The following is a 19,374-nucleotide window of genomic DNA, read 5'->3' as shown; positions in this document are numbered from 1 at the left end:
ATATACTAAATTACGAACATTTGTTCTTACTTTGTTTTACTGGAGATGATTAGATGGCACAGCATTACACGCACACCGAAGATTACGTCAAAAACTTCTATGAGAAAATCGGCATTACAAAGCCACAGGAGCTAAAATTCCGAGCGATTGCCGAACAACTTGGGATTTATGTGTTTTACTGGCCAGATGATAGCCAAGCTCTTTTTACAGGCAATAAAGGATTTATATTATTAAAAGAAACCCTAACCCCTCAGCAACAATGGCAGGAGTTTTGTCACGAACTCGCCCATGTTCTATTTCATACCGGCATCCAAAGCAAAATTCCTACAAGCTTTCGTGAGTACCAGGAAGCAAAGGCAAACAGTTTTATGTACCATGCAGCGATCCCTACTTTCATGCTTGATCGTTTACCTATTTATGATTTACATTTTTTGACGGTCACGAAATACAAAAACTTTTCAATGTAGAATATGAATTTGCATTGAAACGACTGCAGCATTACTTAACACAACACAAATTATATGCCAAATTGGAATATCCAATTCGATTCTCTAATGAGTGAAATACATATAAGCTTAATTTGTAAAGGAGATGGTAGTATGGCGTCATTCCGCAAACGTGGCAAGTATTGGTCCTATCGTATACGTGTAAAAGGATTTAATGATGAGTGGACGGAGTATTCGGAAAGTGGCTTTCATTCGAAACCAGAAGCTCGCAAAGCAGCCATGGAGAAAGAAGTTGAATTAAAAAATAACGAACATTATGGTGGTAAAATGCTTTTTAAAGTATTTGGAGAGATGTGGCTTGAGAATTATGTAAAAGATAAATTGAAGCCCAATACTTATAAAACATACCGCAATACAATTCCGCGATCATGCAGGCCTTGCTTTTGGAGATATGTACTTACAGGAAATTTGTCCAATGGCTTAGTAATAAAAAAGTTTGTGGGCAAATGTGGACAAGGAAAAATCAGCTTGTGGACAGTAAAAACAAAAAAAGCGTTGGAGCCAACAGCCCCAACGCTTCCCTCTTAGTACATCTTCATATATTGGTCACGTTCCCACTGAGTAACGGTTGTGCGGAACATATCAAACTCCACTTCTTTTGCTTCTTTAAAGTTTGCATAAATATGTTCACCTAACGCATCGATGATTACTTCATCTTTCGCTAAAGTACTTAATGCAGCATCCAATGAACCTGGTAAACTTGCAATACCATAAGCTGCACGCTCTTCAGCATTCATCACATAAATGTTACGGTCAACCGGTGCTGGTGGCTCGATTTCATTTTTTACGCCATCCAATCCTGCAGCCAAAATAACAGCCATTGCTAAGTAAGGGTTTGCAGATGGGTCAACTGAGCGTAATTCAATACGAGTTGATAGACCGCGAGATTCCGGAATACGTACTAATGGTGAACGGTTTTTTGGTGACCATGCCACATAACAAGGTGCTTCGTAGCCAGGTACTAAACGTTTGTATGAGTTGACAGTCGGATTCGTCACCGCTGTAAATCCTTGAACATGCTTTAATACACCTGCTAAGAAATGTTTTGCCGTTTTTGATAACTGTAAGTCTTCCCCTTCATCCCAAAACGCATTTTTGCTTCCTTGGAATAATGATAAGTTGAAATGCATTCCTGAACCGTTCACGCCGAATAATGGTTTTGGCATAAATGTCGCATGTAAGCCATGTTTACGCGCAATTGTTTTTACTACTAATTTGAATGTTTGGATGTTATCGCATGCTTCCACCGCGTTGGCATATTTGAAGTCAATTTCGTGTTGACCCGGAGCAACTTCATGGTGCGATGCTTCAATTTCAAAGCCCATTTCCTCCAATTCCAATACGATATCGCGGCGGCAGTTTTCCCCTAAATCTGTCGGTGCCAAGTCGAAGTAGCCACCATCATCGTTCAACTCTAATGTCGGGTTGCCTTTTTCATCTAATTTAAATAAGAAGAATTCTGGTTCAGGTCCTAAGTTAAAGCTTGTAAAACCTAATTCCTCCATTTCTTTTAACATTCTTTTTAAGTTAGAGCGAGGATCCCCTTCAAAAGGAGAGCCGTCCGGACGGGCGATGTCACAAATTAGTCGGGCTACTTTCCCTTTTTCTGCAGTCCATGGGAAAATCATAAATGTATCTAGGTCCGGGCGCAAATACATGTCAGATTCTTCAATACGTACGAAGCCTTCAATTGAAGAACCGTCAAACATCATTTTGTTATCCAGTGCTTTGTCTAACTGACTTACCGGAATTTCAACGTTTTTAATTGTTCCTAAAATATCGGTAAATTGCAGACGAATAAATTTAACATTTTTATCTGCTACAATTTTCTTAATGCTTTCTTTCGTTGCTTTGCTTGTTCCATTCACCATTACATTTGCCATACTTCAACACTCTCCTTTTTAGTTGGTCCTACTCAGTTTTATATTGAAAGAAACGCGATAAATCGCCTTGACGTAGCGATGTTTTTTGCATGCGCTGTGCCTGCAGCATTTCTTCACGCAATATAGTCCGCAATTCTGTATCTGTCACGCGTACTACGTCAGGTTTCTTTACATACTCTTTCGATCTCATTGCAAATACCTTTTTGACACCCGCCATATTAATGCCCTGGTCAAGTAACTCTCTTATTTCCAGCAATGCATCAATATCATCAAGAGAAAACATCCGGCGATTCCCTTCTGATCTGGCAGGGACGATTAGTTCATGTTCCTCATAATAGCGAATTTGTCTGGCCGTTAATTCTGTCAATTGCATAACCATGCTAATCGGCAGTAACGGCATAGCTCTTCGAAACTCTCGACTCATTATCTCGCCTCCCTCTTCTTACCATTTACTTTAAACCAATGTAATATCCCTTGTCAATTCAATGTTATAAAAACTAACATACGTTTTTTAGAACGATCTTATCGCATAATTCGAACATTCCCTTAAATGGTTTTATAATCCATGTTACGTTTCAGTACATATCCCGTAATTAAATGACGTAAAATTTCATTACTATATACATTGATGCTATTTTTTTTGCAAAAAAGTTGGTTAATTTACTCGTTGAAAAGTCATCTGGCCGAAATTCATGTATAATTATTACCATGCAAATTGAGGGGGAATTTTATGTCGAAGCAAGACATCGCAAAGTCAATCGGACAAAAAATCATTGTTATTATTGGCGGTTTAATCGCCGCTTATGGATTAGAAGCAGTATTAATACCAAATAACGTATCGGATGGCGGAATTACGGGGATTAGTATCGTTATTTCTCAGCTAACGCCAATATCATTAGGCCTGCTGATCGCCTTACTAAACATCCCGTTTATTTATTTAGGATATAAACAAATCGGAAAAACATTTGCTATCAATTCTGTTATCGGGATTGCATCATTAGCAATCGGTACTTCGCTTATGCACCATGTACCAACAATCATTACTGGCGATGCGTTGCTTATTACAGTTGTAGGGGGGATCATTTTAGGTATCGGTATGGGTTTAGCACTCCGCAATGGTGGGGCTCTCGACGGGATAGACATGCTTGCTGTGTTACTTTCCAGAAAACTCCCTTTTGGTACAAGTGATCTCATTCTATTTTTAAACTTTTTCGTTTTCATTATCGTTTCGTTTGTTTTCGGATTCAAAGGTGCCTTGCTATCAGCAATTGCGTACTATATTGCATCGAAAGTTATCATAATTGTAGAAGAAGGACTAAGCGGCTCTAAAACATACAAAATTATTACGAACGAGCCACTTAAAATGGTCGAAACGATCCGGGACCGCTTAGGACGAAGCGCCACATTCAATACGGTATACGGTGCTTACTCGCATCAGGAATTCCAAGAAATCACTTGTGTAATTAACCGAATGGAGGAAAGCAAAATAAAAGGAATCATTCGTGAAATCGATCCGAATGCCTTTGTGACGGTGTACGAAGTAGTCGAAGTTAAAGGCGGAAACTTCAAAAAGCAAAATATCCACTAAAACAGAAAACGGGTGTGTAAAAGGAAATTTTTCCTCTTACACACCCATTTTTTTAATTCGTATTTACTTCACCGCTGCGATTCGGAATACATAATCCGATAACAGCTCCAACTACAGCCGGTACAATCCATCCTAAGCCAATTGAATAAAGCGGCAAGTAGTCCGCATAGATCGTTGAAATAGATGACAACAAACTTACTTCAAATGCCGGTATACTACCGATCAATGCATTGTATCCATCAATTATACTAATAAAGAATACCAGCACAATCGCACCTGTAAATACAGGTTTTTTATAGTGAAACAACGGTCCTAAAAGTGCCAGGATTATTAACACAATTGCCAGCGGGTAAAGGAACATCAACACCGGAACCGCATATGTAATAATATTCGTTAACCCAAAGTTCGCAATGATAAAAGAAACAGCACATAGCATCACTACAAATGTCTTATAGCTGATTTTCGGAAACACTTCATGGAAAAACTCACTGCATGAAGTAATGAGCCCAATACTTGTTTTCAAACATGCAAGTACAATAATAATCGCCAACAAAATCGCACCGTATGAGCCGAAGTAATGATCAGCTACAGCCGCAAAAATTTGCCCGCCATTTTCAAATGTACCAATAGCGGTTACACTTGATGCTCCCATGTAAGCAATCAGACCGTATATTAGCATCATTAATGCCATTGCAAAAATACCCGATTTCCAAGTCGCTTTTGCAATTTCTTTTTTATCTGTAATACCTGTCCGTTTAATCGCATGGATGACTACAATACCGAACGCAAGTGAAGCAAGTGCATCCATCGTATTATAGCCTTCTTTAAATCCTGTCATAAACGCCTCGTTAATATAAGCCCCAGCAGGCTCAACAAATTTCCCCATCGGAGAAAATAGACTAATTCCGATTAATACAAATAAAAATATTAAAAAGGCTGGCGTTAAGTATTTTCCGATAATGTCCATTATTTTCGCCGGATTTAACGAAAAGTAAAAAACTATCGTGAAGAAAATAAAACTGAATACCGCTAGCCACAATGTTGCCTGTGAAGGATCGATAAACGGTTCAAATCCAACGACAAACGGTACGGTTGCTGTACGTGGAATTGCAAAAAACGGCCCGATTGTTAAATATAAAGCCAATGCAAAAAACAATCCAAACACCGGATGTACTTTACTTGCCAAATCACGCAATCCATTACTTCCCGACAATCCGATTGCCAGAATTCCTAAAAACGGCAAACCAATTGCCGTAACTAAAAAGCCAATTAGCGCAAACCAATAATTCGTTCCTGCCAATTGCCCCATTTGAATCGGAAATATTAAATTTCCCGCTCCAAAAAACATACCAAACAGCATCGTTCCGATTACTGCATAGGTTGAAAATGGTATTTTTTTGTCCATCATATTCTCTCCCAAGATGTCATTTCATGGTGTTTTAATGAAACGTCCTAATTTTCTTAACAATGTACAATATCATATCAGCCCTATAACAGAATGACAATAGTAATAGTAAATATAAAAGGAGCGGTGTCATAAAGTTAACACTTTTACGACATCGCTCCAAATTTTATTATTTAATTAAGCCAAATATTGTCGGCGCTGATTTTCAATCCATACACGCATTGTACGGTAAAGCATCGTCACGACAACAATCATCATAATTCCTTTAACAATATTAAATGGTAAAATACCCAGTACGATCGTTTCGTACATATTATATTCGAAGCCTAGTAAGTACGTATACAGCGGTAAGAACGCCACATAATTTAATGCTGCCATTCCTAGTGACATAACAACCGTAGAAACCACTAAGCCTGTCATTAACCCTTTTGCAGAAGGGAATTTTTTATAAATATAGTAAGCTGGTAAAATGAATAATACACCTGTAGCAAAGTTTGCCATATGACCTACCGGAATCCCTTCAGGAGCCCCTGTGTAAATCCAGTCAAGCACATTTTTGACAAGTTCAACTAGAATACCCGCAACAGGACCCATTGTAATTGCCGCAATCAATGCTGGCACATCACTGAAATCAATTTGTAAAAACACTGGGAACCATGGTAGTGGGAAGTTTAACAACATTAGAACAAATGAAACTCCACTCAGCATTGCGATTGTTACGAATGATCGTAACTTTAAACTTCTTTTTTGCATATAAATCTCTCCTCTTTGCTGATTCCATCTCGCAAGAAGAAAGGACGTATCAAATCATTTCATGAAAAAACCCTTATACTCAAATAGAGCATAAGGGAGAAATAGGCACACTTAAATAAAGGGTCTATCAGTGCATTTGCAGCAATTCCTGATTTTTGTATACGAAAAAATATTCCGCAACAAATAAGGAACTTGAAAATAAGTACTGCAAAGCACGGCATTTTCAAAAAAATGACGACCGTACCTTCACCTTCTCCCATCCAGACTATACTGTCGGCTTTGGAATTGCACCAAATCCTGCACACAAAAGTGGCTCGCGGGCTCGAAAAGTTTGACATAACTTCCTCCAAGTAAATGGTCAGAGGTTATCACTTTTATTACCGCCGGTCGGGAGTTACACCCTGCCCCGAAGATGAATCAATATGAAATTATGTAACAATTACCTTGCTACAATTCTTATTATATATAAAAAAAAGGAATTGTAAAGCCCATTGCTTACAATTCCTAGTAAATTAATTTGGATTATTGAAATTCATAATGGATACGATTTGCAGCAATCGGCTTCTCCACTGGTTTTGTGAAATCAAAACCGCCCCATTGTTCCTGTACAATATTTTCGAATTTGACTTGTTTATCAAAACTTGCCGCTGTCATTATTAACCCTTCAATCATTCGCATTGCTTGTGCAGGCTCGTAATTCTCCAAGTTTAAAGGCTCTTCAAATGTAATCGTAACGACTGATTCAGCGTCTTCAACTTTTAAATATACACCTGGCAATATAACCGTTCTATATATATCGTTCGCTTCCACCGTCATATTTTTGATTGCTTCTTCGACATTTGTAAAGCTCATTCGGAAATTCGGACTTAAATATACCGCCCCATTGCGCATCTGATACATAAAATAATTATATTGAGCGTTCTCATCATTTAATAGAAACGGCTCATTTACATCGCCAATATGATCGAAGTAAATTGGTTTTCCGGAGATATTTTCTATTTGCACTTCCGTATATGCATCACTGAAAGTATCGACAAGTGAACCAAGATAATTCGATAAGGAAGCTGTTCCTGCATCATATTGGTGACCCTCCGGCAATATGTGAACTAGCGTGTTCCCTTCTTCTCGCAATTCACCCTTGTAAGGATGATATTCATTAAACCCGAGCGACTGTTCATCAAGCAACGGACTGAATGTATTATAAAGTTCCAGCTTTGACGGATTTTCTGTACCTGTTTTTTCGGCAACAACTTCATTTGGAATCAATATGCTCACTGGTACGCTTTCTGCATCATCCCCTGCAAGACCAATTTCTAATAATGTGTTGTCGGCAAGCTCATTTTCATAAACTAACGTTTGCTCCGGTTGAGCTTCCGTCGTAAAACTATTAATCATGGAGCGCTCATTTTGTGTAGACGCATCTTCTTTTGCACTCATCGTCATATTTTCTTCCGTTTCTGGAGTCTGAATGTCAAATGTTTCATTTTGCATTGTGACGGACTCATTATTCCCTATAAATTGTGCGCTGATTAAAACAATAATAAATATTGATGCAATCGAAACGAATAACGGTGTCCAACGGATGCCTTTTTGATTGTTTTGCTGTATATGAGGCGGATCTTCATTAAATGCTCCATCATCCTTTAATCGATTAAATACCTCATCTTTTGAACGATGATCGGTTACTTTCGGTGCTTTTTTCAGAAAAAGTTCAATCTCTTTTTCATCCCAATGCTCCTTTTTCATAATGGATTCGCCTCCCTTCCTTCTTGCGCTTCCAATAGCAGCCGCAGATTCTTTAAAGCACGGTGCTGTGTCGTTTTAACTTTGCCGGGCGTCCACCCTAAAATTTCAGCTGTTTCCTGGATGGACAGTTCTTGAATAAATCGCATAATAATAACCATTTTCTGATCTCCTGAACATTCTTCCAATGCAACCAATAATTGATGGAGCTGATCATTTAATTCGGTAAATTGTTCAGGTGAAGGGATTGGGCTTACGAGTTGCTCTGTCTCCCAATCAAATGCTGTAAATGCATGCTTATCACGTACTTGTTTTTTTCTAAAATGATCGATCGCTACATTTTTTGCTATTGAAAACAGCCAGGTCTTTTCAGAGCTTTTCCCTTCGAAACGGTCGTATGATTTTAATACACGAACATACACTTCATGGGCAAGATCCTCAGCTGTGGTACGGTCTTTTACTAAGTAGAACAAAAAATTAAAAACATCCTGATGATACGTATCGTATAATCGATGGAAAATGGATTGCTGCACCCATCCCACCTCCATTCACGTAATTTGTCGTTTTCGAAACAAAAAAGTTACAATAATCATCCGTTTATAAACGAACTAGTCAATTAAAAAGAAAAGTTTATCACTTTGAGCGATTCAAAATGATAAACTTTTTCATACTCATTATTCCATTACCCCATTTTTTTAAGGTAATGGCAAGTAAAATGTAAAGGTTGTACCTTGCTGTTCGACACTATCAACAGAAATTCTTCCGTTATGTGCTTCCACAATATTTTTCGTAATGGCCAGACCTAAGCCCGTTCCGCCTTTTGAGCGAGTACGTGCTTTATCAGCTTTGTAGAACCGTTCGAATACATATGGCAAATCATCTTGAGGAATGCCTTGCCCTGTATCGCTTACTTGAATTTTTGCGTAATTTTGCTCATTTATCATTGAAACAGTCACGGATCCATCGGCTGGTGTATGGCGAATCGCATTATCAATTAAGTTCGTTAACACTTGCTCGATGCGGTCCTCATCAATCGAAATAAGCGTTTCGTCCGAAAAATCTGTTTCAATCTGCAGTTGCACATGCTTTTCTTTCGCTGTTTGGTCAAACTTATGTGTCATTCTTTCAATAACTGTAACTAATGGTACTTCTTCCTTATACAGGGTCATATGTCCCGATTCCATCCGCGCCAAGTCAAGTAAATCTGTTACAAGACGACTCATACGCTGTGATTCATCATATATTACACGGATCATATCTATACGTTCTTCCTCTGTTGTCACAACCCCATCAATAATCGCCTCTGAATAGCCTTGTAGCATCGCGATTGGTGTCCGAAGTTCATGTGAAACATTGGCGATAAAATCCGATTTCAGCTTTTCCAGTTTTGTTTCCTCGGTTTTATCTCGTATAACAGCGACTGCACCACGAATGGAGTCCCTGCTGTACAGCGGACTAATCGTTATACTGTAATAGGATTTTCCCATTTCAAACTCTTCGTCCAGCTGATCTTCAAAATTCAAAACATGATCAAGCATTTGGTAAAGTTCATCAGGTATCGGCTTGGAGCTGTCCAATCCTTTTTCGACGAACCATTTTTGCAGTAGCCGCTCTGCAGGAGGATTGCTCACTAAAATCGTTTTATCACGATTAAATGTAATAACGGAATCGGTCATCGATGTTAAAATACTCGATAATTGTTCTTTTTCCTGGTTGATCACTTCCAAATGATGCTTCAATTGGCGACCCATCTGGTTAAACGCAACGGCAAGCTGACCAATTTCATCATTTTGCTTCGTTTCAATTTTAGAATCGAAACGTCCCTTTGCCAATTCGAATGCATGCTCTCTCATTTTACGCAATGGAAGCGTTATTTTAGAAGATAGGAAAAATGCAAAAATTGTCGTCAATATAAATGCTATGGCTGCAGCTATAACAACAATTTTCGTTGTTTCATTACTTGTCTGGTGTAACGCATCGGGATTTTTGTATATAAAAACGGCCCCATGTAAGTCTTCAACACTTTTCAGCGGGAAACCTAATACAATATAATTGGTGTCGCTCGCATCTTCTTCCCGATTTGAAGGCAGCTTCAGTTCCTCTACAATCGGCTCTGATGATGCATATACTTCTTCAAATGCTTTACTGCTTATGATTTTTTGCTGAATTTCTTCTTTATTGATTCCTTCTTGTCTTGCATACAATATTTCATCTGAATTTTTGGCGATAAGTACATTTGTTGTTTCCGTTAATAATTCCGAAATAATCGCAAACTGCTTATCATCGATTTCTTCCTCATCGATAATGCTCGCAATAGCTGCAGCTGTTTGCCTTAATGAAGCCTCGGACTGCTCGTTATGATAGTTTTCAAGAAACTCCAACATGAAAATGGTGAAAATAAACAGGACAAATGAAACGAGAAGCAAAATGGTTCCCCATAGCTTCCCGACAATACTTGTTGCTATTCTAATCATTTACGACCTCGAATTTATAGCCTACTCCCCAAACCGTTACAATCATTTTCGCTGCATTTTCAGAGACACGGTTCAGTTTTTCACGCAGGCGCTTTACATGTGTATCAACTGTGCGTAGATCACCAAAGAAATCATAATGCCAAACTTCTTTTAATAATTGCTCACGGTCGAAAACTTTATCGGGTGATTTCGCCAAAAAGTATAATAATTCGTATTCTTTCGGTGTTAAATTTACTTCCGTTCCATCTGCTGTCACACGATGTGCATCATGATCAATTGTTAAATGCGGGAACACAACTAGATCTTTAGATGATGAAGAATTTGAAACAGGTGAAAATACTGCTGAACGTCGTAATATTGCTTTTACACGCAACACGACTTCTCGCGGACTAAATGGTTTCACAATATAATCATCCGCACCAAGCTCAAATCCTTGTACACGGTTTGCTTCTTCACCTTTTGCCGTCAACAATATAATAGGCGTTGTTTTCTTTTCGCGCAGTTCAGCACAAACTTCCAAACCATCTTTTTCAGGCATCATAATATCCAACAAAATACAATGATAATCTTTTTCAAGTGCCATCGAAAGTGCTTGTTCTCCATTTTCCGCTTCTTCTACTAAATAGCCCTCACGCTCTAAATACATTTTTAACAAACGACGAATTCGATCCTCGTCATCCACTATCAACACAGAAATATTTTCAGACACTGGTGTTGCCCCTTTCAAAACTCTATTTCTCTTCTCTATTGTACCTTTTTAGTGAACGATTGAAAAGAAAAGCCCAATCATTGTGATTGAACTTTTCGAACTTTATGACTGTTTATTAATTATTTTGTATAGAATTGGAAACTATTATAATTGCTTTAACGATAGGTTGAAAAGCAGTTATTGTCACATTATGCATAAGAGTGTAATCCTGCAATAACAAGATTTACAACGACTAAATTGAATAAGATGATTAGAAAACCAATTACCGTTAGCCAAGCACTCTTTTTTCCTTCCCAGCCTTTTGACAGACGCAGGTGTAAAAATGCTGCATAGAACAGCCATGTAATAAGGGCCCATACTTCTTTCGGATCCCAGCCCCAAAATCGTCCCCATGCTTCCTGTGCCCAGATCATCGCAAAAATAAGTGCGCCTAATGTAAAAATCGGAAAAGCAATTAAAATCGAACGGTAGGCAATTTCGTCCATCAGCGTCGAGTTCACCCGTTTAACTAATGGCTGAAACATTTTCGCTATCTTTCTTCTAAAGATTAGTCGAATGAGTATATAAATAATTGTACCGAATAGAGCAGACCAAAAAACAGTTGTGAGTTTCCGTGCATCGATCAATGCCGGTAACTCAAATATCGGTGTCATACGGTCTTCAGACAGCTCCACATACTCATTCATACCGAAAATAGCCGGCATCAAATACGTTGAAGTACTGACCTGATCCAATGTATCAACATATTCATACTTCGCTTCATAATCCATTGCATTAAATGTAACCGTTGCCGCAACGAATCCTACAACTAATACACAGCAGAACATGACTGCTTCCAGCCAAAAACTTTCTTTTGAGCGCTCGTCCATATTCACATTTCTCAGCAAATAAATAAGTCCTGCTACCGCACTAATCCCAAAAATCGATTGCCCTAACGCTGCAGTTGTAACATGGATCGTCAGCCAATGACTTTGCAGTGACGGTACTAATGGACTTACCTCTGTCGGGAACATAGAGGCATATGCAATAATCAATAATGCAATTGGTAAAGCAATAACCCCTAATGCTGCAACTTTATACGTAAAGTAAATAACGATAAAGGATAGAACGATGAACATACCGAATGCTGTCGTAAATTCAAACATATTACTAACCGGTGCATGTCCTGTATAAATCCAACGTGTAATAAAATAACCTAACTGCGCAACAAAACCGATAATTGTAACAACAAGGGCAATTTTACCGTATTTATCTGCCCGAGCTGCTGCTGTGTCATTTTTCACTTTAATTGCGCCTGCAAATAAAAATGTCCCTACCAAATAACTAATAAATGCCGCATACAGTAAATAACCGCTTAAATCGATTAAACTCATAAGGTTTTACCATCCTTTTCTGTTTCAACATGTTCGTTGTTTTCTATTTCCTGTTGATCTACGTATTGTGGTAAATGAGCATGCTTCGTTAATGCATCTAAATCTTTTTTCATACTAAACCAGTTTTTATTCGTATGTGCTGCCATGCGTATTGTTCCATCAGCCAACTGTTCAATCCATATACGGCGATGATTCCAATAGGAACCGATTACAACGCCAATCATAAAGATAATGCCCCCTACAATTAAAATAGGGATTGTCCGGTCATAACGGATCGTTAAACCCGACATATGTCGCGTTTCCACATTCGAAAACTTCATTTTATAAATATTGTCACCTTCTGGCTCCAGTGTTTGCTGGATCGCAACAAAGCTTGTCTCACCATCTGGTGTTTCAGGGGTAGTCATTTTAAAAATAAATGCCGGATTATTCGGTGTTTGGGTAGCAGTTTGCGGTACTCCATCTTCAAAACCTGAAAAGTCCGGATAAAAACCCATTAATTCGACCTGTGCCCCATTTTCAAGCGTATATACTTCCTGCGGGTTCGTTAAATCAATGCTTAATTGGCCTAGCGATTGTTCTGTTTCCTTATTGATTAAATCAAAAACCATTGTTTTAATCTCATTTAATCGGAAATCCATCTGATAAAATGCATAGCCCTCATGCTTGAGCGGATGGTTCACCTGAATTCCGTATTGCTTCACTTTTTCCAGGTTTTCCGCCTGTCCTGGTACGCTATTTTCCTGCTGTTTATACAATGTCACGTCTGTCTGGTAATTTTTTGCGACTACATTGACCCCTTGTTTGATCTGCTCGCCCTGCGGAACATTATCGTAAGTCTCCAAAATAAATTTATCATTCTTCAGGAAATATCCGTCCATCCCCGGTACGGCACGCGTCTCCCCTTCACGAAGCCACATCGATTCATCAACGTACATGCCCGGGACTAAATGGAGCATGACCCCAATTATAAAGACAATTAATCCAACATGGTTTACGTATGCACCATAGCGCGAAAAACGCCCGCGTTCTGCTAAAATGGAATCGTCTTCACGTCGAACATTGTATTTCAAATTTTTTAAAGATTGTTCAACGAGCTGAAGCGTTTGATCGGGCGTTTCAGTTGGTTTCCCCTCACCAATAATTCGCTGACGCTTCATAAAGTTTGAATGTCGTTTAACTCGTTGGTTTTTTAAAGATTTATGTAATGGAATACCTCTATCTATACTTGCAATAATAATGGACACACCTAACATTAATACAAGTAATTGGAACCATAAGGATGAATAAAGATCCGATAAACCTAACGCGTAGTATATTTCACCGAACCATCCATAAACATCCGAATAGTACTTTTCCTTCTCAGCGTCAGTCGCTACGCTTATGTAAAACTCCTGAGGCAGGATTGTACCAATTGATGCTGCTATTAAATTGATAATAATGAGCGTAATTCCGACTTTCACACTTGAGAAAAAATTCCAAATCTTATCAATAATTGACTTGTTATAAGTTTTTGAACGTATGGCTGTCCCTTCGTACCGCATATCTGCAATTTTTTTGCTTTTTTCTTCTGCGGATAATGGAGAACCGCATTTTTGGCAGAGCGTTGTACCTTCAGGATTTTCATGCCCGCATTCACAAAGTAGTTTATTCATTGCGTAAAAACTCCTATTCCGGCTTGATTGACTCCATATATTGCACAATTTCCTTCTCGGTCATTTCTCCAGTAATAATACGGTCTATTGTACCGTCGGGTTTAATGAAAATTGATGTAGGCAGGGGTCCAATATTATAGGCAGTGAAAACACTTTTCGTTTTATCGATCGCAACCGGGAACGTCATCCCCATATTCGCCACATATTTTTTCACTTCAAATTCAGACTGTGCGAAGTTAACGGCAATAATTTGAACATCCTGGCCCTTAAATTCCGCATATTGACGCGTCATTGCAGGGAATTCTCGTTCACATGGCTCACACCATGTACCCCAGAAATTCAGTACGACACCCTTTCCTTCGTAGTCTTTCAATCTATGTTTTTCCCCTTGTAAATCTACTACTTCAAAATCAGGCGCCTGTGCCCCGGCTTGTACAATATTTATTTTATCTTTCGTTACGGCAGCGTAAACTGTATATCCGATTGCGATTGCTAAAATGGTTAAAATGATGCCGCGAGTCACAGAACGTTGTTTCTTTTTTTCCAAATAAAAAACCCCCTTCCACTTCAGCAAGTACTGTTGCCTATTATAGCAAATTATTACAAAATTTAAATTCTTTTCTTTCAGAAGGGCTTATGAATATCATAAACAATTAATTGTTATAATCAACTTTACCTGTCTCCGCTAATACACGAAGTAGTTTTACTTCATGTTTAGTCAGCTGACGGTATTCTCCTGGACTAAGACCTGTTAAATCCAAAAATGCAAAGCGCTCGCGTTTTAATTTCACGACAGGTGTACCGATTGCTTCAAACATACGGCGGACTTGGCGATTTCGCCCTTCATGGATGGTAATCTCACAAATTGCTTTACCGGCCTTCTCATCAAAGCTAGTCATGCTTACTTTTGCAGGAGCCGTTTTACCGTCCTCCAGCTTAATCCCGCTTTGCAGTTTCATTAAACCTTGCTTTGTAGGAATTCCTTTAACACGCGCAATATACGTTTTGTCGATTTTGAATTTTGGATGCGTCATTAAGTTTGAAAACTCGCCGTCATTCGTTAAAAGCAATAACCCTGTCGTATCATAATCTAAACGCCCTACCGGGAAAATACGCTGATGAACATGCTTTTTAAAAATGTCTGTAACCGTTTTTCGCCCTTTATCATCAGTAACTGCCGAAATATAGGCACGTGGTTTATATAGTAAGAAATATACTTTATCTTCTTTTTCAAGTTTTACGCCTTCTACTTCAATCGTGTCCGAGTTGGATACTTTTGTTCCAAGCTCTTTTACTACGACTCCATTTACTTTTACTTTACCTTCTACGATTAATTGCTCTGCTTTACGTCGTGATGCAACGCCTGCATAGGCAATCACTTTTTGTAATCTTTCCATAAGTTCACCTCATTGATTGATAAACTGCAAAGACGCATACTTCTTCAGCATTCGCCTTTGCACTTTTCGTTTACTGCTCTGTTAAATTTTAAATATCATTGCTGCAATCCACAATTACGAGCGAAAATAAATCCTTAACGAATAAAAATTATGTCATACTTTCAGAACTTAATCAATTATGCCTTGGTGTAATTGCGTCCGGACTGGGCTTTGAGGCTCACAAGATGTGGGTCAGTCAGCTGTTGTCGCAAGATACGACGCTTTTAAGCTTGCTTCCTTTTTTAAAACTCCTTTTTTAATCCAAGACATCCGCCGGAGGCTTAACTTCAATCCTGAAGTTAAAGATATTTCACTTTTCGGATTATTTTACTGTAACAAGTTTTGATGATACGAGCATTTCATCTGCGTATAAAAGCCAAACCCCTCGATTTGACCCTTTCAGCCGTGAAACTTTAACAATATGCTCAAAATTCGGCCGTTCTTTCTTATGAAGCAGCATTTGGAACGGTTCATCTAACTCGATGGCCAATCCATTCGCATTATACTTCCCTTTTTTCACAATCGTTTGTTGCTCAAAATTATTGTCGATAAAATCCGCCAAGTTACGGTGGATATTCCAATCATTTCCTTCATTAATAGTAACGACAACAAATGATTTTTGTTCCCGTTCAAAGAAAGTTGCCAATGTTCGTCCAGCCACTTTTGTGTAGCCTGTTTTTCCTGCAATGGCGCCTATCTTTTCATGCATAAGTCGATGTTTATTTTTCCACTGCCTACCATCCGAAAAATTTTGAGTAGATGCAATTTTTCTGAACTGTGGATTCATCATCGCAATTTGCAGCATTTTTGCCGTATCGTAGGCAGAGGATAGATGGGCCTCATTGTGCAGCCCTGTAGGATTTGTAAAAGTTGTTTCATGCAATTGATAAAGCTCGGCCTTTTCGTTCATAAGCTGAACAAAACCTTCTACAGATCCGCCAATATGCTCTGCCAGCGCAGTAGCGGCATCATTCCCTGATTGCATCATTAAACCATGAAGCAAGTAATCAATCGTATATGTCTCGTTTTCCAGTAAATATATCGATGAGCCTTCCACAAGTGAGGCTTCCTTCGAAATAACCACTTCATCGGTAAGCTCACTATTTTCCAAAACAACTAGGGCAGTCCAGATTTTTGTGAGGCTGGCGATCGGAAGGCGTGCATGTTCATTCACGCCCATTAATGTCCGCCCATTTTCCGCGTCGATAACAACATAGCTATTAGACGCCGCCTGAATTTGTGACGAACCACTCAAAAATACGAACATTACAACAATAGAAACAAACCACTTTTTCAACAGGCCACTCCTTTAATTTTGGTTAAATGTTTCCTGGAACTTCGTTAAAAATAAATCTGTCGGCTGATCATCTTCCTGATCGACTTCTTCCGGTAACGGCGGCAATTCTTTAATGTTTTTTAACCCAAAATAATTCAGAAACTCTTTTGTCGTCCCATATAAGATTGCCCGTCCTGTTCCTTCCGCTCTGCCAACTTCCTGTACAAGCGCCCTTGAAACAAGTGTTGCAATCGGACGTTCGCTTTTCACCCCGCGCAGATCTTCCACTTCCGCGCGCGTAATCGGCTGCTTATACGCTATAATTGCCAGAACCTCTAATGAAGCAGCGGTTAATACTTGATTTGTCGGGTTTTCAATTAATTTTTTTAACGTGTCGGTTACTTCCGGTTTTGTTGTTAACTGATATGTACCGGCAAGTTGTTTTAATGTAATCCCCCGCATTTCCTCCTCATTGTAATGAGACAGGAGTTCGCTTAATCCTGCTTCAATATCCATTGGCTCTACTTCTATATATTGTGCCAGTTGTTTAACGGTCATACCTTCATCACCAGCTACGAATAACAGTGCTTCAATTCGGCTCAGTAAGTTGTTCGTATTCATCATTGATCTCCTCCTTTGTCAATAATACGGATAAATCATCGAAGTTGTTTTGTTGTTCGACAAAAATCACTTGGCGCTTCATTAATTCCAGTAATGTTAAAAAAGTCAAAACAAGCATTGGCTTATCCTCTGCTTCAAATAATTGCGAGAACATCACTCTTCCGCCTGCATTTTTTAAAATGTTTACAACGGAACGCATTTGTTCCTTCACTGAAATTTCCTGTCTTGCGATACGCGTTGACAACGGTTTTTTCAATTGTTTACGACGCATTAGTTTTTGAAACGCACTTAACATATCGTAAACATTTACATTTTGATCAAAAAGCGCTAATTGTTCTTCCGGCATAAATTCCGACAAGTCCGCTGGCGCTTTCGTGAACACTTGCCCACGTTCTGTTTCCAATTCCTGAAGTTGGACAGCTGCTTCTTTATATTTTTTATATTCGATTAAACGTGCAACAAGCTCTTCCCGTGGATCGACCTCATCAATTTCGAGCTCCTCTGCATCGATTTCATTTTCATTAATCGGAATGAGCATACGGCTTTTAATCGCCAATAATGTTGCGGCCATTACTAAATATTCGCTCGCTTCATTCAGTTCCAATGTTTGCATCGCATGGATGTGATCAATATACTGTTCCGTTAATTCCGCCATTGGAATATCATATATATCAATTTCCAAACGATGAATTAAATGCAATAATAAATCTAGTGGCCCACTAAAGGCGTCTAGTTTCACTTCGTAAGACATAAAATACCACCTATCGTTAATCGGAAATTATCATTAGCATCTAATTCGCGCTATGATTAATTTTACGTTTTGCTAGTTACTTTATTCGTCAAAATTCAACAAAATATAGCAGAACCTATTTAATTAGTATAGAGGAAAGGGGACAACAATGCATCCTTTGTTTCATCCACTATTTATCGATTATTGCGCCTATTTCAACGGCAATAATGACTATTTTGAATGCCATGAAGTTTTAGAAGAATATTGGAAGGAATTTGCACCAAAAGAAAAGCTTCATCCGCTAGTAGGCTATGTCCAGCTTGCGACAGGTATGTACCATTGGCGGCGGTCAAACGTAACTGGCGCTGCACGCATAATAGAGAAAGCCATTCTTAATTTTGAGCTCAATCGCAATAGTGAATTTTTCGAGTTTATTGATTTAAAACAACTGCTCCTGATAATGAAAAATCAGCACCGAAAAATACAGGAAAATGAATCATTTAAACATTTCAAACTCCCTATTACAGATCGGCAGCTGCAAGAATTGGTACAGCAAAGAATAAAGACGATTCCTCTTATGGATTCACACTTTATTTTCAATAAACATATGCTTCGGGACCGTACAGAAATACTTGAAGCAAGAGAATTAAAAAAAAGAAGTCGACAGTAAATTAGTCGACTTCTTTTAATATAGGTATACACTTTTGGACAAATGCACTTGTATCTTCATTCGCTTGAATATGCTCATACCCCATATTCCGCAGTTCGTGTAACATTTTTAATGCAACACCTTCCCCGCGATACGATGGGATGACTGTAATATGTTGAACGATTGCAGCATCATTTTCCTCTGCAATTCCTATAGCCCCTACATATTCTTCGCCATCTTTCCATAAGAAGAGTGTCCAATTTTCGTTTTGTTCATATTGTTGAATGGTTTCCATTAAGCGTTTAATATCTTTTTCTTGTGGCATTAACGAAATTAATCCCATTGCAATTTTTTCAAGTGCTTTTTTATATCGAACTAACATTTTACATTCCCTCAATTCTACCATTGCAAATCCTATCAAAAGATTGACTGAAATGCAATAACACAATTTTCCAACGTTCAGTTTGAAAATTTGTAAATTAGCGGACTAATAATGTAGATGAACAAGAGCGACCAAATCACAATTCCAATTAATAGACCGAAACCCCATTTAGCTTGCTTGGATAATTTCAA

Annotated in this window: 20 protein-coding genes and 1 riboswitch; of the genes, 4 read left to right on the top strand and 16 right to left on the bottom strand. The window is 38.6% G+C overall.

All coding sequences use genetic code 11. From position 1 onward, the window contains the following. The first annotated feature begins 53 nt into the window (after window positions 1–53). Window positions 54–467 (top strand): ImmA/IrrE family metallo-endopeptidase, encoded by a 414-nt coding sequence (locus MKY07_RS06150; RefSeq protein WP_339264085.1) that lies wholly within the window; start codon window positions 54–56, stop codon window positions 465–467. Between the two features lie 132 nt (window positions 468–599). After that, window positions 600–1,034, top strand: coding sequence for a hypothetical protein (locus tag MKY07_RS06145; RefSeq protein ID WP_339264084.1), 435 nt, complete (start codon window positions 600–602; stop codon window positions 1,032–1,034). Here the strand turns inward: MKY07_RS06145 and glnA are convergent. Both glnA and MKY07_RS06135 read right to left on the bottom strand, forming a co-directional pair. Beyond that, complete coding sequence (glnA, locus tag MKY07_RS06140) at window positions 1,031–2,377, bottom strand: type I glutamate--ammonia ligase (protein WP_173364558.1); 1,347 nt, start codon at window positions 2,375–2,377, stop codon at window positions 1,031–1,033. The genes MKY07_RS06145 and glnA overlap by 4 nt on opposite strands. A gap of 40 nt (window positions 2,378–2,417) precedes the next feature. Continuing rightward, entirely contained in the window at window positions 2,418–2,813 is a 396-nt protein-coding gene (locus MKY07_RS06135; protein WP_008408113.1) for a MerR family transcriptional regulator, read from the bottom strand. A 306-nt stretch (window positions 2,814–3,119) separates the two neighbouring features. On the opposite strand from MKY07_RS06135, the gene MKY07_RS06130 reads away from it, so the two are divergent. Beyond that, the gene (locus tag MKY07_RS06130) at window positions 3,120–3,977 is read left to right on the top strand and encodes a YitT family protein (protein ID WP_014824336.1); all 858 of its coding nucleotides are present in this window, start codon (window positions 3,120–3,122) and stop codon (window positions 3,975–3,977) included. 52 nt (window positions 3,978–4,029) lie between these two features. Here the strand turns inward: MKY07_RS06130 and brnQ are convergent, their stop codons facing one another. The 13 genes from brnQ to MKY07_RS06065 form a co-directional block, all read right to left on the bottom strand. Then, window positions 4,030–5,382 (bottom strand): branched-chain amino acid transport system II carrier protein, encoded by a 1,353-nt coding sequence (brnQ, locus tag MKY07_RS06125; protein WP_339264082.1) that lies wholly within the window; start codon window positions 5,380–5,382, stop codon window positions 4,030–4,032. Window positions 5,383–5,559: 177 nt separating this feature from the next. Further along, entirely contained in the window at window positions 5,560–6,135 is a 576-nt protein-coding gene (locus tag MKY07_RS06120) for an ECF transporter S component (protein ID WP_014824338.1), read from the bottom strand. 244 nt (window positions 6,136–6,379) lie between these two features. Then, window positions 6,380–6,553, bottom strand: a riboswitch (FMN riboswitch). 104 nt (window positions 6,554–6,657) lie between these two features. Next, on the bottom strand, window positions 6,658–7,881 hold the full coding sequence (locus tag MKY07_RS06115) for a hypothetical protein (RefSeq protein WP_339264080.1): 1,224 nt from the start codon (window positions 7,879–7,881) through the stop codon (window positions 6,658–6,660). Then, window positions 7,878–8,411: an RNA polymerase sigma factor SigX gene (locus MKY07_RS06110; protein WP_065216981.1), complete on the bottom strand. Its 534-nt coding sequence runs from the start codon at window positions 8,409–8,411 to the stop codon at window positions 7,878–7,880. Before MKY07_RS06110 ends, MKY07_RS06115 begins: the two co-directional genes overlap by 4 nt. A gap of 162 nt (window positions 8,412–8,573) precedes the next feature. Continuing rightward, a complete protein-coding gene (locus tag MKY07_RS06105; RefSeq protein WP_014824341.1) occupies window positions 8,574–10,352 on the bottom strand; it encodes an ATP-binding protein in 1,779 nt (592 codons plus the stop codon). Continuing rightward, the gene (locus MKY07_RS06100; RefSeq protein ID WP_014824342.1) at window positions 10,345–11,061 is read right to left on the bottom strand and encodes a response regulator transcription factor; all 717 of its coding nucleotides are present in this window, start codon (window positions 11,059–11,061) and stop codon (window positions 10,345–10,347) included. The genes MKY07_RS06105 and MKY07_RS06100 overlap by 8 nt, the downstream gene beginning before the upstream one ends. Window positions 11,062–11,249: 188 nt before the next feature. Continuing rightward, window positions 11,250–12,434: a c-type cytochrome biogenesis protein CcsB gene (ccsB, locus tag MKY07_RS06095; RefSeq protein WP_008408105.1), complete on the bottom strand. Its 1,185-nt coding sequence runs from the start codon at window positions 12,432–12,434 to the stop codon at window positions 11,250–11,252. Further along, the gene (locus tag MKY07_RS06090; RefSeq protein ID WP_065216982.1) at window positions 12,431–14,089 is read right to left on the bottom strand and encodes a cytochrome c biogenesis protein ResB; all 1,659 of its coding nucleotides are present in this window, start codon (window positions 14,087–14,089) and stop codon (window positions 12,431–12,433) included. Before MKY07_RS06090 ends, ccsB begins: the two co-directional genes overlap by 4 nt. Before the next feature lie 13 nt (window positions 14,090–14,102). Next, entirely contained in the window at window positions 14,103–14,636 is a 534-nt protein-coding gene (gene resA, locus MKY07_RS06085) for a thiol-disulfide oxidoreductase ResA (RefSeq protein WP_008408103.1), read from the bottom strand. Window positions 14,637–14,742: 106 nt separating this feature from the next. Continuing rightward, on the bottom strand, window positions 14,743–15,486 hold the full coding sequence (locus tag MKY07_RS06080; RefSeq protein WP_014824344.1) for a pseudouridine synthase: 744 nt from the start codon (window positions 15,484–15,486) through the stop codon (window positions 14,743–14,745). Window positions 15,487–15,847: 361 nt separating this feature from the next. Continuing rightward, a complete protein-coding gene (locus MKY07_RS06075; protein ID WP_008408099.1) occupies window positions 15,848–16,822 on the bottom strand; it encodes a D-alanyl-D-alanine carboxypeptidase family protein in 975 nt (324 codons plus the stop codon). A gap of 12 nt (window positions 16,823–16,834) precedes the next feature. Further along, window positions 16,835–17,422 carry an SMC-Scp complex subunit ScpB gene (scpB, locus tag MKY07_RS06070; protein ID WP_173364559.1) on the bottom strand — a complete coding sequence of 196 codons (588 nt, stop codon included), beginning with the start codon at window positions 17,420–17,422 and terminating at the stop codon, window positions 16,835–16,837. Further along, window positions 17,391–18,173 carry a segregation/condensation protein A gene (locus tag MKY07_RS06065; RefSeq protein WP_014824347.1) on the bottom strand — a complete coding sequence of 261 codons (783 nt, stop codon included), beginning with the start codon at window positions 18,171–18,173 and terminating at the stop codon, window positions 17,391–17,393. Before MKY07_RS06065 ends, scpB begins: the two co-directional genes overlap by 32 nt. 148 nt (window positions 18,174–18,321) lie before the next feature. On the opposite strand from MKY07_RS06065, the gene MKY07_RS06060 reads away from it, so the two are divergent. Beyond that, a complete protein-coding gene (locus MKY07_RS06060; protein WP_339264079.1) occupies window positions 18,322–18,822 on the top strand; it encodes a DUF309 domain-containing protein in 501 nt (166 codons plus the stop codon). Window position 18,823: 1 nt separating this feature from the next. On the opposite strand, the gene MKY07_RS06055 is transcribed toward MKY07_RS06060, so the two are convergent. Then, window positions 18,824–19,183 (bottom strand): GNAT family N-acetyltransferase, encoded by a 360-nt coding sequence (locus tag MKY07_RS06055; RefSeq protein ID WP_008408093.1) that lies wholly within the window; start codon window positions 19,181–19,183, stop codon window positions 18,824–18,826. Between the last annotated feature and the right edge of the window lie 191 nt (window positions 19,184–19,374).

Source organism: Solibacillus sp. FSL W7-1472 (genome assembly GCF_037969775.1).
GTDB lineage: Bacteria > Bacillota > Bacilli > Bacillales_A > Planococcaceae > Solibacillus > Solibacillus silvestris.
This window is presented reverse-complemented; position numbering and strand designations above follow the sequence as displayed.